This is a genomic window from Aliirhizobium cellulosilyticum (assembly GCF_014198105.1).
Taxonomy (GTDB): domain Bacteria; phylum Pseudomonadota; class Alphaproteobacteria; order Rhizobiales; family Rhizobiaceae; genus Neorhizobium; species Neorhizobium cellulosilyticum.
Map to the genome: position 1 here is coordinate 1 of NZ_JACIGW010000004.1, position 14422 is coordinate 14422.

The following is a 14422-nucleotide window of genomic DNA, read 5'->3' on the forward strand; positions in this document are numbered from 1 at the left end:
CCCAATCAGCAAATGCCAATCTTTAGTGGTTTTCTTTAGAACGAGAAGCTTCGTCGCTAGCAGCGCCGCCGCCCTCGTCAGTGAGCGGGTTATAGTCCCACACCCAGGAAAACGTCAACAGGCTATTTTCATAAATCTGCAAAAATCGTGCATGACATTGATTTTAAAAGATTTATTCGATTTCAACGCCTACCAGGGGCAATTTTGCCTCCAGAACCTCAGCTCGTCTGACAACAGATCGCGGCGAGAACCGTCATTCGGCTTATCTGTCCCCCATGGCCTAGATCCCTGCGGACTGCCTGAGGTCCCGTTCGGCCCTCTCGATGGCGCTGGCGTTCAAAACCTTGCGTGAAAGAGCGACCGCGACCGCTCTCGTACGCAGATTGAACAAGCCCTCATTTCCCTGCCCCGGCGTCTCATAAACATCGAGCTTTTCGTAAAGCTGCTGCAGGCGGTTCTGTACGCTGCGCAGTGACAGATGTTTTCGCTTGGCGATCGCCTTGTCGGTCAATCCCAGCGCCACATCGACGAGGATTTCGTATTCGGCGTCGGTAAGGCCGGGGGAATTGCCAAAACTCTTCTGCTGGATACCACGCACTTCCCGGTCGATCACGCACTGGGATTCAACGAAAACGCTGCGCAGTGCAAGTTTCAGCCGTTCTTCCGAAGCAGACTTCAGCACATAGCCATAAGTCGCGCCCTCCGGCACGATCCGCGCCACGCCACGCACATAGGCTTCGTCAGAATAGTTCGACCAGAAGAGGATTTTGGTATCCGGACGCTCGCGCCAGATCGTGCGTGCCGCCTCGATCCCGTTGCGCTCGCTCATCTGCAAATCCATGACGACATGCTCGACACGTGCAGTTCGGGCCTGCACTTCGCCTTTCAGGCCGTTTTCCGCCTCGATCACCTGCCCGCATTCCGGCAAGGCAGCACGGACTGCCTCACCGAGAAACGTGCGGTGAAGAGCATCGTCCTCAACAATCAGCACATTCATCGTCACACCTCGCCCAAAACGGGGAAATCCGGCGATAGGGTCAGCCGCATGCACGTTCCGCTCCCCTCGCCTCGGCACGCCGGATTGCGGCCGATCTCGAACCGCGCCGCAATCAGCCGGGCACGGGTCTTCATGTTGTCGATACCGTGTCCAGCCGTTTCCTTTATATAGGCGAGGCCCCGACCATCATCTTCAACCTCTATGCAAAGCGATTGACCGCTCCGGGCGATCCGCACCGTGATATTGTCAGATTGCCCATGGCGAATGGCGTTATTGACTGCCTCCTGGACGATACGGAACAGCGCCACAGAAACTGTCGGATTGAGATCCCGAAGGCTGCCACCGCTCTCGTCGATCATCTTCCATCCGATCGGCTGGCCGCTTTCCCGAACCGACCGTTCCAGATGGTTCTCGATTGCTTCCGCAACACCGAAAAGCTGCAGTACAGTGGGCTTGGCTTCCTCGATGATCTGGCGAAGGTCATGCATGCATTGCTGCATCGCCCGACATAGCGGTTCCAACGCGTCGCCCGAGACTGCAGGCAGATGGGTCAGCCGCTCCATGCGGCGCGTCAGCCTTGTCAGGTCGGCAAGTGTTTGGTCATGCAGATCCATGCCGATGCGCTGGCGTTCTGCCTCCAGTGCCTCCGTCAACTTCAGCGCGCCGAAACGCAGGCCCTCTTCCCGTGCGCGCGCTTCCGTTTCGATGACGGCGGAGCGTTTCGCCTGCTCGGCCGCACGCAAAGCAAAGAAATAGGGTGCCAGAAGATCGGCCACAGCACGGGCATTTTCGACATCTTCCTGGGTATAACAATCGCTCTGCCGGCTGGAGCAGCTCAGCGCACCGATCACATCGCCCTGCACCTTCAGCGGCACATGCAACCGGCTATGCAGCGAAAGCTCGATGATCGGGCTTGAAAACGCGCCTTTGAAATGAAAACGCGGATCAGTACACGCATCGCCTGAAAGCAGGAAATCCACCTCGCCGGACAGCAGTGTGCGAATAGGGCTTCCAGTCAGAAGCGCCGGCGGGTGCTGGCTCCAGGCAGTATCCAGTCCGCTCTCATAGGCAATATGGTATTTTCCATCCAGCATCTTGATGCAGACGTCGAGATGGTCATGCGGAATGATATGGCTGATCTCGTCGGCCACGGCCTTGATGATCGCATCGAAATCGAGCTGGCCCGCCAGAAGCCGGGAAATCCCCAGATAGCGGTCGAACAGCGAGTTACGCGCCGGATTGAGCATGGGCGGACCTCCTCCAGTCCTTCAGCCGTCAATTAAGCGTGAGCTTTTTAAGCTTGTCCTGCGGGGACCCGCAGATTTTGCGCGCAAACCCGCAGAAAGCCTGCTTGGATGCGCCTGTACTTTGTCAAGAAACTCCTCCATCCTCGATTTACTGAGCAAAAGGGGCTCAGGGCAATCATTATCTCCGGATCACCGTTGAGGAGCGGCCCGGACGATATGCAGGGAGCTATTTGGGAGGAAATCATGACCATCAGAACGATGCTGGCGGCATCCGTCGCCTTTGCATGCCTGTGCGCACCCGCACTCGCCGATACGTCATCCAAAAAGATCGCGCTGTCGAACAATTATGCCGGCAATTCCTGGCGTCAGGCGATGCTGACAAGCTGGGACAAGATCACCAAGGAGGCAGTCTCCAAGGGTGTGGTCGCGGCAGCCGACCCGTTCACCACCGCTGAGAATCAGGCGACCGAGCAGGCGGCACAAATCCAAAACATGATATTGCAGGGTTATGACGCGATCGTCGTCAACGCCGCCTCGCCGACTGCGCTTAACGGTGCGATCAAGGAAGCCTGCGATGCCGGCATCACCGTCGTTTCCTTCGATGGCATCGTGACGGAACCCTGCGCCTGGCGCATCGCCGTCGATTTCAAGAAGATGGGCGAAAGCCAGATCGACTATCTCGCCAAGAAACTGCCAAAGGGCGGCAATCTTCTCGAAATCCGCGGCCTCGCCGGTGTTTCGGTCGATGACGAGATCCATGCAGGTATCGCAGCCGGCGTCTCCAAGAACTCGCAATTCAAGATCGTCGGTTCGGTGAATGGTGACTGGGCACAGGACGTTGCCCAGCGCGCTGTCGCCGGCATCCTGCCGAGCCTGCCGGAAGTGGCAGCCGTCGTCACCCAGGGCGGTGACGGATATGGTGCTGCCCAGGCCTTTGCCGCCGCCAAGCGCCCGACGCCGACCATAGTCATGGGCAACCGTGAGGACGAGCTCGTCTGGTGGAAGCAGCAGAAGGACAAGGACGGCTACGAGACCATGTCGGTCTCGATCGCTCCGGGCGTCTCGACGCTGGCATTCTGGGTGGCGCAGCAGATCCTCGACGGCAAGGAGGTCAAGAAGGACCTTGTCGTGCCCTTCCTTCGGATCGATCAGGCCAATCTGGAAGAAAATCTGAAGACGACCCAGAAGGGCGGCGTGGCGAATGTCGAATATTCGCTGGAAGACGCCCAGAAGGTGATCGACGCCAAGTAGCGTCGCCTCCCGCGTGCCGGGGCGCGAAGGCGCCCAACCCCTACGCGCCCCGGTATTGTCCGACACACCAAAATCGACAGCGATTGCATGACCAAGACCTTGAAGCGAGAAGAGGTTGTGGCAGCGCGTGGCGTCCGTGTGACGTTCGGCGCCGTCAAGGCGCTCGATGGCGCAGACCTCGTGATCCATGCCGGAGAATGTATCGGGCTGGTCGGCCATAACGGCGCCGGTAAGTCCACCATCGTCAATGTCATAAATGGAGGGCTGACACCGCATGACGGTTCGCTCACCTATAGTGGCCGCGAATTTCACGGCATATCGGCGGCCCGTGCCAATGGCGTGCGTTGCGTCTTCCAGGAATTGTCACTGTGCCCGAATCTGACTGTCGGTGAAAATGCCCGCATCATGCATGCGGAACTCAAGGGATGGGCCTGGCGAAAGCGGGCGCTGGCCTTGGTCGAGAGCCAGTTGCAAGACATATTCCCCGGTCATTCGATCGATTGCGACTCGACGGTCGATGATCTGTCGATTGCCGAACGGCAGATGGTGGAGATCGCCATCAGCTTCGCCGGCATCGATCAGCGCCCCAAACTCGTCATTCTCGACGAACCAACATCCTCACTGGACGCCGGGCTTGCTGCACAGTTGATGGCCTATATCCGCAAATTCGTCGGCGAAGGCGGTTCGGTTCTGCTGATTTCGCACATTCTCGGCGAAATTCTCTCCACCTCCGACCGTATCGTGGTGATGAAGGATGGCCGCGTGGTGGCCGACCGGGCAGCCTCCGAGTTTTCGACCCGCAGCCTTGTCGAGGCGATGGGCAATGTCGTTCGCGAACAGGAATTCTCGCGTTCGGCCACGAGCAGGACCGGGGAGCCGGTTCTTTCCATGCCGCCGCGCCGCGGGCATGGACTTGCGTTCCAGGCATGGCGTGGCGAGATGATCGGCCTTGCCGGCCTCGGTGGCCATGGCCAGACAGAAGCGTTGCTCGACCTCTATCTCGATCGCAACAGCAACTGGTGGCCGAAGAGGCAGCGCGAAATCGCCTTTGTCGCCGGAGACCGCAGCCTGAACGGCACATTCCCGCTGTGGAGCATCCTCAAGAACTTGTCGATCGCTTCGCTTGGCCAGCTTTCGACCAACCGCATGGTTGACCGGGCGCGGGAAGAAACACTGGGGGCCGGATGGAAACAGCGGATAGAAATTCGCACCCCGGATATGGAAAACCGCATCCTGTCGCTCTCGGGCGGCAACCAGCAGAAGGTACTTTTCGCCAGGGCTCTGGCGACCACGGCCAGCACGGTGCTGATGGATGATCCGATGCGCGGCGTCGATATCGGCACCAAGCAGGAGGTCTATGAAATCCTCCGCTCGGAAGCTGCCAACGGACGCACCTTCATCTGGTATTCGACGGAAATGGACGAAATCCGCCTCTGCGACCGGGTTTATGTCTTCCGTGACGGCGCGATTGCGGCAGAGCTTGTCGGCGAGGAGATCACCGAGAAAAACGTGTTGGCAGCCTCCTTCCACGAGGGAGATGCGGCATGAAACTGTCTTCCGGCACGATCCGCCTGATCATCCCCGCAGCCTCTCTGGTGCTGCTGCTCGCAGCGGTCTTCTACATGCAGCCGCGCGCGATGAGCTATACGGGGCTCAATCTTCTGTTCAATCTCGCGGTTCCGATCGCGCTCGCCACCATCGCCCAGATGCTGATCATGTCGGTCAACGATCTCGATCTGTCGATGGGCACATTCGTCAGCTTCTGCGCCTGCGTTGCCGCCACCTTCCTGCAGTCATCGCCGGCGCTCGGTATCCTGATCTTTCTCGGCGCGATTGCGGCCTATGCGCTGATCGGCATGGTCATCTATGTGCGCGACCTGCCGTCCATCGTCGTGACATTGGGGATGAGTTTCGTCTGGGGCGGACTTGCCGTCCTCATTCTCCCCTCACCCGGCGGCACCGCCCCCACCTGGGCGCGTTGGCTGATGACGGCCAAGCCGCCGCTTGTGCCGATGGCGATCGTCGCCAGCATCCTGATTGCCGTAGTCACGCACTATATCGTCATGCGCTCGTCCTTCGGCGTGCTGATGCGCGGCGTCGGCGGCAATGATCGCTCGGTGGAACGCGCCGGCTGGTCCGTGCTCGGCCTTCGCGCCGCAACCTATGCGCTGGCAGGCTTCTTCGCCGTGCTTGCCGGCATCGCACTGGTCGGCCTCACCACCTCTGCCGATGCCAATATCGCGCTTCGCTATACGCTGCTGTCGATCGCCGGTGTCATTTTGGGTGGGGGCCAGTTCGTAGGCGGCAAGGTTTCGCCGATCGGCGCCGTCATCGGAGCGCTGACACTGACGCTCGCCGGTTCGTTCCTGTCCTTCATGCGCATCTCGCCTGACTGGCAGATCGGCGCGCAGGGCGCGATCCTGATCGTCGTTCTCGCCCTTCGCCTTGCCCTCAACCGTCTGGAAAAGCGGGAGAAGAGCCAATGAACCTGCATCATATTCTCATGGCAAAACCGTGGATCTGGTCGTTTGCTGCGACGATCACGGTTTGGATCGTCACCGTGCTTTTCACCGGCGGCGCCAGTTCTTTTGGCCTGTCTCAGGCAGCTCTTACCTTCGCAGCCTTTTCGGTCGTCGTCGGTATCGGCCAGATGTTTGTCATCACGCTCGGGCCGGGCAATATCGATCTTTCGGTACCAGCTACCATGACGCTCTCCGGCACGCTTGCGCTCAAGTTGATGGACGTGCAGGACGGCATGATCGTCGTCGGATTGCTCGCCTCGATCGGCATCGGTCTCATCATCGGGATCGGCAACTATGTGCTGATCAAGGCGCTGCGCATTCCGCCGATCATCGCAACGCTGTCGATGAGCTTCATCGTCCAGTCGGTGGCGATCTGGAGCAATCGCGGCCTGCGCATCAAACCACCTGAAACGCTTGCCGACTTCGCCACATCCAGCCTGTTCGGCATCCCGAATGTCGCGCTCGTGGCACTGATCCTTTCGATCGTCGCCTGGGTGCTTCTGGAAAAGTCCATATACGGCCGCTGGATTTCGGCGATCGGGCAAAGCACGTTCGCGGCCCGCATGGCCGGTATCCCGGTCGATGGCACGCGGCTTGTCACCTACATGCTCTGCGCCGTGCTCGCCTCCGTCTGCGGTTATCTGCTGGCGAGCTTTTCCGGCGGAGCGGCCCTCAACATGGGCTCGGAATATCTGCTGATGTCGATCGCCGTCGTTGTAATCGGCGGCACGGCGGTGGCGGGCGGGAATTCCAACATCCCGGGCATCTGGGGCGCATCGCTGTTTATGTTCCTCGTCGTATCGATGCTGAACACCTACGGCTTCGGCGCTGGTTTCCGCCTCATCCTCACCGGCCTCATCATCATAGCCGTCATACTGCTTGCCGGCGGCCGGCAATCGCTTCGCTAGCCGATCAATCAAACCGGACACAATGCCATGTCACAGACCTCATCCATCTACGAAATCCACGATGATCGCTTCCGGTTCCTGATCGTTCCGACCTCGCCATTGGACGAACTTTATTCCGAATGCCGCTGGGCGGAAGGCCCGGTCTGGTTTGCCGATCAGGGTTGCCTGATCTGGAGCGACAATCCGAATGAGCGAATGTTGCGATGGGTCGAAGGCGGCGGTGTTTCTGTCTTCCGCAGCGCATCGAATTTTTCCAACGGCAATACGAGAGACCACCAAGGTCGTCTGGTGACCTGCGAACACGGTACACGCAGTGTAACCCGCACCGAAATCGACGGCTCGATCACCGTGCTTGCCGACAGCTATCAGGGGAAGCGGCTTAATTCGCCCAACGATGTGGTGGTGCGGTCCGATGGTAGCGTCTGGTTCACCGACCCCACCTACGGGATCATGTCGAATTACGAGGGTTATCGCGCCGATCCGGAACAGCAGACCCGCAACGTCTATCGGCTCGATCCGCAAACCGGCGAGATTGATGCCGTCGTCACCGATTTCGGCCAACCGAATGGCCTCGCCTTCTCGCCGGATGAAACCATCCTTTATGTGGCGGATTCCTCATCCAGCCATGATCTCGGCCGGCCACGCCATATCCGCGCCTTCGACGTGGTGGACGGCCGCACGCTGACGAACAACCGAGAATATTGCACGATCGACACCGGCCTGCCGGATGGTTTTCGCGTCGATGTCTACGGCAATGTCTGGACCAGTGCCGGAGATGGCGTGCATTGCTTCGGACCGGATGGAAAGCTGCTCGGCAAGATCCTGATTCCGCAGACGGTGGCGAATGTCACCTTCGGCGGCCCGCGGCGCAATCGCCTTTTCATCACCGCGACAAGATCGCTTTATGCCGTCTATACGGCAACGATTGGTACGTCCCTCGGTTAGTAAACGCTACGCGCCACGCCCAGATGCGCCGACTTTCGAAAGTAGAATGACCGGCAGAACACTGATCACAACGATGGCAAGCGCCGCGATCGATGCCTCTTCATAGGTACCGCGCGCCGCTTCGCCATAAAGATGGGTGGCAAAGGTTTCGACATTGAGCGGCCGCAGAAGAAGCGTCGCCGGCAGTTCCTTGATGCAGTCGACGAACACAAGCAGGGCAGCCGCCGAGATCGCAGCCTTCGATAGCGGCAAATGCACATGCCGGAACGTGCCGGCCGTCGATTGCCCAAGCGTGCGCGATGCGTGATCGAAGGACATCGGAATGCGCGACAGGCCAGCCTCGATGCCGCCGGCAGAGATCGCCAGGAAGCGTACGGTGAGCGCATAGACCACGGCCGCGCCCGATCCCATGAACAAAAGCCCGGTCGAGACACCGAACCAGTCAAACGCGGTGCTATCGATGAACCGGTCGAGGCAGGCCAGCACGATCAGCACGCCGATCGCAACAACGGTACCCGGTGCGGCATAACCGACAGTCGACATGCGAAGCAACGTGGCGGAAGTCTTGCCCGGGCGCAGACGGGTCGCATAGGCGACAACAAGCCCGAGAGAAATGGTTGCGACCGTTGCCAATATTGCGATGGTGAGCGTGCTGATCGCCTCGCCGACAAGGCGTGAGGAAAGGCCGGCAAACTGATAACGTTTCCAGGCCTCGGTGGTGAGGTAGAGCGCCGGAGCGGCGAAACCGAGCAAGACCGGCATAGCCCCCGCGAGAAAAAGCAATATGCCCTTCACGGCAGGCACTTTCTGAGGTGTCAGACCGCGGCTGCGGCGGGCATCCGTCGCGTAACGCTGTTTGCGCCGCGCCCACCGCTCGATCGCCACCAGCGCAACCACGATCAGCAGAAACGCGAGCGCAATCTGCGAGGCACCGGGCAAATCGGTGCGGGTGATCCAGGTCGTATAGATCGACACCGTCATGGTCCGCACACCGAGAAATTCGGCCGCCCCGACATCGTTGAGCGTTTCCATCAGCGCAAGCGCGACCCCGATCGCCACGGCAGGCCGCGCCAGCGGCAGCGCAACGCGCCAGAAGATCGCCCGGCGGGACACACCCAGCGTGCGGGCCGCATCGACGAGATTGCCCGATTGCGTGAGAAACATCGCCCGTGTGGGAATGTAGACGTAAGGGTAGAGTACGAAGCCGAGCAGCAGGATACAGCCCGTCATAGAGCGGATGTCGGGCAAGCGGAATTGCCGTGGCGTCTCATACCCCAGGAACCAACGGATAGCCCCCTGCACCGAGCCGATCGGGTGCAGGATATCGAGATAGGCATAGGCGATGATGTAGGTCGGCACCGCAAGCGGCAGCAAGAGCGCCCATTCCAGAACACGCCGTCCCGGAAAATCATAGGCGGTTACCAGCCAGGCGGTCGTGGTCCCGAGCACTGCGGTAACTACCCCCACTCCAAGAAGCAGGATAATCGTGTCGACCAATGCCACCGGCAGAATGCTGGAAAAAAGATGCGCCCAGAGACCCGCCGATCCCTTCAGCGCTTCGAGGGCCAAACCGGCGATCGGCAGGATGACGATCAGCGCGGCGATGGCGGAAACAGCAAGCCAGTTTCTGCCCGAACGGCCAGCATGGCTGACGACCGATGGTTCGGCGACCGGGTTGCTGGCAGGCATAGACATATCCATGATATAAAAGACGCGAGGCGCTCCAGTACCGAAGCGCCTCGCGCATTCCTTAATTGTCGAAGCTGACCTTGTCGACCAGTTCGCTTGCCTGCTTGCGATGGCTGACGATTTCGGAAAGCGGCTTGTTGTCGATCTTCAACTCGCCGAATGCGGCGATGATCGGATCGGCAGCAACGCCGGCCTTGACCGGATATTCGTAGTTGGCCTCGGCATAGATCTTCTGGGCTTCGTCGGAGACGAGATATTCGAGGAACTTCACGGCCTCTGCCTTGTTCGGCGAATTCTTGGCAACGGCCGCACCGCTGATGTTCACCTGGGTGCCACCATTCTTGAAGGTCGGCAGCACGACCTTGATCGCCTCGGCCCACTTGACCTGTTCCTCGCCGCCCTTGCCGGATTTCATCAGGCCGACATAGTAGGAATTGGCGATGCCGATATCGCAAATGCCACCGAGAATGTCCTTGGCCGCGTCGCGGTCACCACCTGCAGCCTTGCGCGCCAGGTTGGCCTTCACGCCGGTCAGCCACTTTTCGGTTTCTTCCGCGCCGTAATGGGCGATGTAATCGGCAAACAGCGCGGTATTGTAGGGATGCTGGCCAGAGCGGATGCAGACCTTGCCCTTCCACTTCGGATCAGCCAGATCCTCGTAGTTGAAGGAGGCGAGGTCGAGATCCTTGGCGGCGTAGAGCACGCGAGCGCGGTAGGAAAGGCCGAACCAATGGCCCTTGCCGTCACGCAGTTCTGCCGGAACGGCGCCGCTGAGAACGGAGGATTCGATCGGCTGCGTCACGCCCTTTTCGGCGAGATCGACGAGATTACCGGCATCGACCGCCATCAGGATATCGGCCGGCGAGCTTGCGCCTTCCGATGCGACGCGTTCAGCCAATCCATCCTTCAGGAATACCGTATTGACCTTCGTGCCGGTCGACTTGGTATAGGCTTCCAGAAGCGGGGCGATCAGGGCTGGTTCACGCGTCGTGTAGACGTTGATCTCGGCGGCAGATGCCAGCGACGGAGCCACGAACATCGAAGTGGCCAAAAGCGTGGAGGTGAAGAAAGCGTGCGGGTTCATGATACTCCCCCTTTGGAATGAACACGCAACGCTTGCAGCAGTTCTTGACCTGATTGGTCAAGTTTAAAATTCAACCGAAGATACCCATCACGCAAACTTTATCGGGTCGAAAGGCACCAAAACAACCAGTAAGAGCATCAAAATGCCAGCACGCGCTCAGCAGCAATGGAAATCGTGACCGCATCCGAGCCTTCCGGAAGGCGATCGAGAGCAATGGCTCTTAACGGTGTCTCCAGTCCCTCGACCGCGAGCAGAATATGTTCGGTTTCTCCATGAAAGACCCGTTGCTTGACGCGTGCGGGAATATCGCCCCGGTCAAGCGAAATGGAAATTGCCTGTGGCCGGATGTGGACGATTGCCTTTCCGTCGTCAGCTGTCCTGTGGTTCAGTTGGAAACTGCCAATCGCAGTCTCGATCCTGCCGCCTTTGCAGATCCCCGGAACCTTGTTCGAAAGGCAGAAAAAGTCGGCCGCATAGGCGCTTGTCGGCCGGTCATAAAGATCATAGCCGGATCCTGCCTGCACGATTTCGCCCGATCGCATCAACACCACGCGGTCACCGGTGGAAAGGGCTTCCTGCGGATCATGGGTGACCATGATGACGGTCGTGTCGAGCGATTTCAAAAGCGACAACGTTTCGGCCCGCACCTGTCCACGCAAGCCCTGATCGAGGTTGGAGAAGGGTTCATCCATGAGAACAATACCGGGCCTCGGCGCCAGCGCCCTTGCAAGTGCCACACGCTGCTGCTCGCCACCTGAAAGCGTGTGCGGAAAGCGCTCCATCAGGTGCTCGATCCCGATGCGCCGAATGACATCCTCGGCATTGGCGTTAGCCTGAGCCTGTGAGTGCCGTTTCAGGCCGAAAAAAATGTTATCGCGGACGCTGAGATGCGGGAAAAGTGCGTAGTCCTGGAAGACGAAACCAACACCGCGCGTTTCCGGCTCGACGAAATGCCGGCCGTCAACCTCGCGACCATCGAGAAAGACCTGGCCGGAATCGATGGTTTCAACGCCTGAAATGATGCGCAGCAGGGTGGACTTTCCACAGCCCGAGTGACCGACGAGCGAAACAACCTCTCCTTTTCGAATATCGATCGATATGTCGCGGACGGCTGCTGTCGTTCCGAACGAGCGACTGACATTGTCGAGTTTTACGGCGATATCTTTTTTCATGGCGTTCCTGCCCCCTGTGGCGCGGGAAACTGCCATAGCGATCCGGTAGAGTGAAGACCACCACAATCACGATGAGGCGAAATCGACATCGCCTCATCGGCTCCTGTTAATTCATTATCCCAGGAAACCGCGATGCGACTGGGCATCTGTCGGCCAGTTCTGAAGTGTGTGAATACGCTTCGCCTCATGCATCAGGGGAATTGAGCAAACCACTAGAACGAGCACAGCAACATAGATCATGCCGGGACGGGTTTTAAACGCATTCACGAGACGCCGACTCCTACTCCGATTGCCGCAAGATGCGACGCGAAGCTGACATCTGGCTGAACGCGACGCGCGCAGGAGAAGATTTTTAACATTCAGGTGACAGTCAGGATCGGATGCAATTTCGCCGGCAACAGAAACTGCCGGGAGCCTCCTCCTTGTCCATTTTAAGCATGTCCCGCCCTGCCCGCCGCTTCGTCCGGCCGCAGATCGGCAGCGTCACTCTCGCCGTCTTCGGGGCTCTCTACCTGATTGCCTTTACCAATCGCACGTTCTTCACGCGGGCCTATAGCTATTTCGACAGCCACTTGGCATTTGGAGCATTTGCTCTGGGTTTAACCTGCCTGTTTGCCGCCTTCATGATCGCAGTCTCGGTCAAATATCTTCTGAAACCCGTCCTGATCCTGATGATCGTCAGTGCCGCCTCGGCCTCATGGTTCATGGATCGGTTCGGCACCATCATCGATGTCGACATGATCCGCAACGCGGCGCAGACGACCCCGTCTGAAGCCGGCCACCTGATTACCGCGGCCTATCTGCTGCACATGTCGATTTTCGGTCTGTTTCCAGCGCTTTTGGTCTGCTGGGTTAGAGTCGAGCACCGCAGATTCTTTTCCAAGGTTGGCTGGAATCTCGCCGCGATTGTGCCGCTTCTCCTCGTCGCGCTAGCCTGTGGCGTCAGCAGCGCGCGCAGCATCGCCTCTGTCGCGCGTCTGCACAAAGACATGATCATGACACTCAACCCGTTCCTGCCAATCGGCAGTGCGGTCGCCTTCACACTGGCCAGTGAAGCGGACAAGAACATCGTGGCAAAGCCACTCGGTACCGATGCAAAAGTTGCCTCCTCCCCGACATCAGGCAAGCCACGCGTGCTGGTCATCGTGACCGGAGAAACCGCCCGCGCCGAAAACTTTTCACTTAGTGGTTATAACCGCGAGACCAATCCCGAACTCAAGAAGCGCGACATCACCTACTTCTCGCAAACCTCAAGCTGCGGCACGGCGACTGCGGTCTCGGTGCCCTGCATGTTCTCCAACCTGACACGGCACGGCTATTCCCATCGCGCCGGACTTGCGAACGAAAACCTGCTCGACGTGCTTGGCCATGCCGGCATCAAGACGGAATGGTGGGACGACAATACGGGCAGCAAAGGTGTCGCCGACCGTACCGCTTACCGGTCCTTCTCGGATGCAAACGACCCGCGTTACTGCAAGGAACACGAATGCCTCGATGACGGCATGGTTGCCGAACTCGACGGCTGGCTTGCAAATCTCAAGGGCGACAGCGTCCTGGTTCTGCATCAGCTTGGCAGTCACGGCCCGGCCTATTACCAGAGATACACGCAGGAATTTGCTCGTTTCACGCCGGAATGCCTCACAGCCGAGCTCGGCACCTGTGATCGCCAGGCGGTCGTCAATGCCTACGATAACAGCATTCTTTACACCGACCATATCCTGGCCTCGGTCATCGACATCCTGAAAGCGCGTGAAGACAAGATCGCTCCCACGATGATCTACATGTCCGACCACGGCGAGTCGCTCGGCGAAAACGGGCTGTACCTGCACGGCGCGCCCTATATCATAGCCCCGTCGCAGCAGACCCATGTCCCCTTCGTTCTGTGGCAGGGAACCGAAATGAAAGCTTCGGTCGACGCTTCCTGTGTCTCGAAACGAGCAGGTAACGAAGCCTCGCACGACAATCTCTTCCACACTGCGCTCGGCATCATGGCGGTCAAGACCTCCGTCTACAATCCCGATCTCGATGTGCTCGGCACGTGCCGCAAGGCGGAAGGAAAACCAAACTCATGACCGTTCCCGATTATGCCCCCATCGGAACGGTCGGAAGGCCGGTCACAAAAAAAGCTGATGAACTGCCGCCTGTCTCCATCAGCCCCTCGTCCCCCATCGAGAAAGTGACCGGCAGCCGGCACCTCAAGGCAGCGTTCGGCTATTCGCTGAATGGTGCCTTGAGGTTGCTGCGCGAAACCGCATTCCGCCACGAAATCATTGCCGGCGTGGCAATATTCGCGGCTTTTGCCGCGGTCGGTGCGCGCTTCTCCGATTACGTGATGATGGCAATCGTCATGCTGGGCCTCTTTGCGGCGGAAGCCCTCAACACGGCCATTGAAGAGATCATCGACCGCATCTCGCCCGAATGGTCCGAAACCGGCCGGCATGCCAAGGATCTCGGCTCTTTTGCCGTATTCTGCCTGCTTGTCGTGAACGGTCTGACCGCTGCTTTCGTCATAATCCCGAAACTCATATTGCTATGATGCCGGAGGCAGCCCCTTCCCCTCTCGAATTTTATCCCCCTCCTCTGCTAAACGGTGGGTATAAGATAATA

At 59.0% G+C, this 14422-nt stretch carries 12 protein-coding genes; 7 read left to right on the plus strand and 5 right to left on the minus strand.

Annotated features, from left to right (window positions below):
* Positions 1-280 precede the first annotated feature (280 nt).
* Positions 281-997, minus strand: a complete 717-nt coding sequence (locus tag GGE33_RS17255; protein ID WP_183825693.1) for a response regulator transcription factor — start codon at positions 995-997, stop codon at positions 281-283.
* Between the two features lie 2 nt (positions 998-999).
* Positions 1000-2244 carry a GAF domain-containing sensor histidine kinase gene (locus tag GGE33_RS17260; RefSeq protein WP_183825697.1) on the minus strand — a complete coding sequence of 415 codons (1245 nt, stop codon included), beginning with the start codon at positions 2242-2244 and terminating at the stop codon, positions 1000-1002.
* Between the two features lie 243 nt (positions 2245-2487).
* On the opposite strand from GGE33_RS17260, the gene GGE33_RS17265 reads away from it, so the two are divergent.
* From GGE33_RS17265 to GGE33_RS17285, 5 genes are all read left to right on the plus strand, one after another.
* Positions 2488-3495 carry an ABC transporter substrate-binding protein gene (locus GGE33_RS17265; protein WP_148145001.1) on the plus strand — a complete coding sequence of 336 codons (1008 nt, stop codon included), beginning with the start codon at positions 2488-2490 and terminating at the stop codon, positions 3493-3495.
* An 87-nt stretch (positions 3496-3582) separates the two neighbouring features.
* A complete protein-coding gene (locus GGE33_RS17270) occupies positions 3583-5043 on the plus strand; it encodes a sugar ABC transporter ATP-binding protein (protein WP_183825700.1) in 1461 nt (486 codons plus the stop codon).
* On the plus strand, positions 5040-5981 hold the full coding sequence (locus GGE33_RS17275) for an ABC transporter permease (protein ID WP_183825703.1): 942 nt from the start codon (positions 5040-5042) through the stop codon (positions 5979-5981). Before GGE33_RS17270 ends, GGE33_RS17275 begins: the two co-directional genes overlap by 4 nt.
* Complete coding sequence (locus GGE33_RS17280) at positions 5978-6925, plus strand: ABC transporter permease (RefSeq protein WP_183825706.1); 948 nt, start codon at positions 5978-5980, stop codon at positions 6923-6925. Before GGE33_RS17275 ends, GGE33_RS17280 begins: the two co-directional genes overlap by 4 nt.
* Before the next feature lie 27 nt (positions 6926-6952).
* Positions 6953-7870 (plus strand): SMP-30/gluconolactonase/LRE family protein, encoded by a 918-nt coding sequence (locus tag GGE33_RS17285; RefSeq protein ID WP_183825710.1) that lies wholly within the window; start codon positions 6953-6955, stop codon positions 7868-7870.
* A 6-nt stretch (positions 7871-7876) separates the two neighbouring features.
* Here the strand turns inward: GGE33_RS17285 and GGE33_RS17290 are convergent, their stop codons facing one another.
* From GGE33_RS17290 to GGE33_RS17300, 3 genes are all read right to left on the minus strand, one after another.
* Entirely contained in the window at positions 7877-9559 is a 1683-nt protein-coding gene (locus tag GGE33_RS17290; protein WP_183825713.1) for an ABC transporter permease, read from the minus strand.
* A 61-nt stretch (positions 9560-9620) separates the two neighbouring features.
* Positions 9621-10598 carry a Fe(3+) ABC transporter substrate-binding protein gene (locus tag GGE33_RS17295; protein ID WP_246436257.1) on the minus strand — a complete coding sequence of 326 codons (978 nt, stop codon included), beginning with the start codon at positions 10596-10598 and terminating at the stop codon, positions 9621-9623.
* Positions 10599-10780: 182 nt separating this feature from the next.
* A complete protein-coding gene (locus GGE33_RS17300; protein WP_183825719.1) occupies positions 10781-11815 on the minus strand; it encodes an ABC transporter ATP-binding protein in 1035 nt (344 codons plus the stop codon).
* Positions 11816-12237: 422 nt separating this feature from the next.
* On the opposite strand from GGE33_RS17300, the gene GGE33_RS17305 reads away from it, so the two are divergent.
* Complete coding sequence (locus GGE33_RS17305; protein ID WP_343062504.1) at positions 12238-13887, plus strand: phosphoethanolamine transferase; 1650 nt, start codon at positions 12238-12240, stop codon at positions 13885-13887.
* Positions 13884-14351, plus strand: coding sequence for a diacylglycerol kinase (locus GGE33_RS17310; RefSeq protein WP_148145009.1), 468 nt, complete (start codon positions 13884-13886; stop codon positions 14349-14351). Before GGE33_RS17305 ends, GGE33_RS17310 begins: the two co-directional genes overlap by 4 nt.
* Positions 14352-14422: the final 71 nt, after the last annotated feature.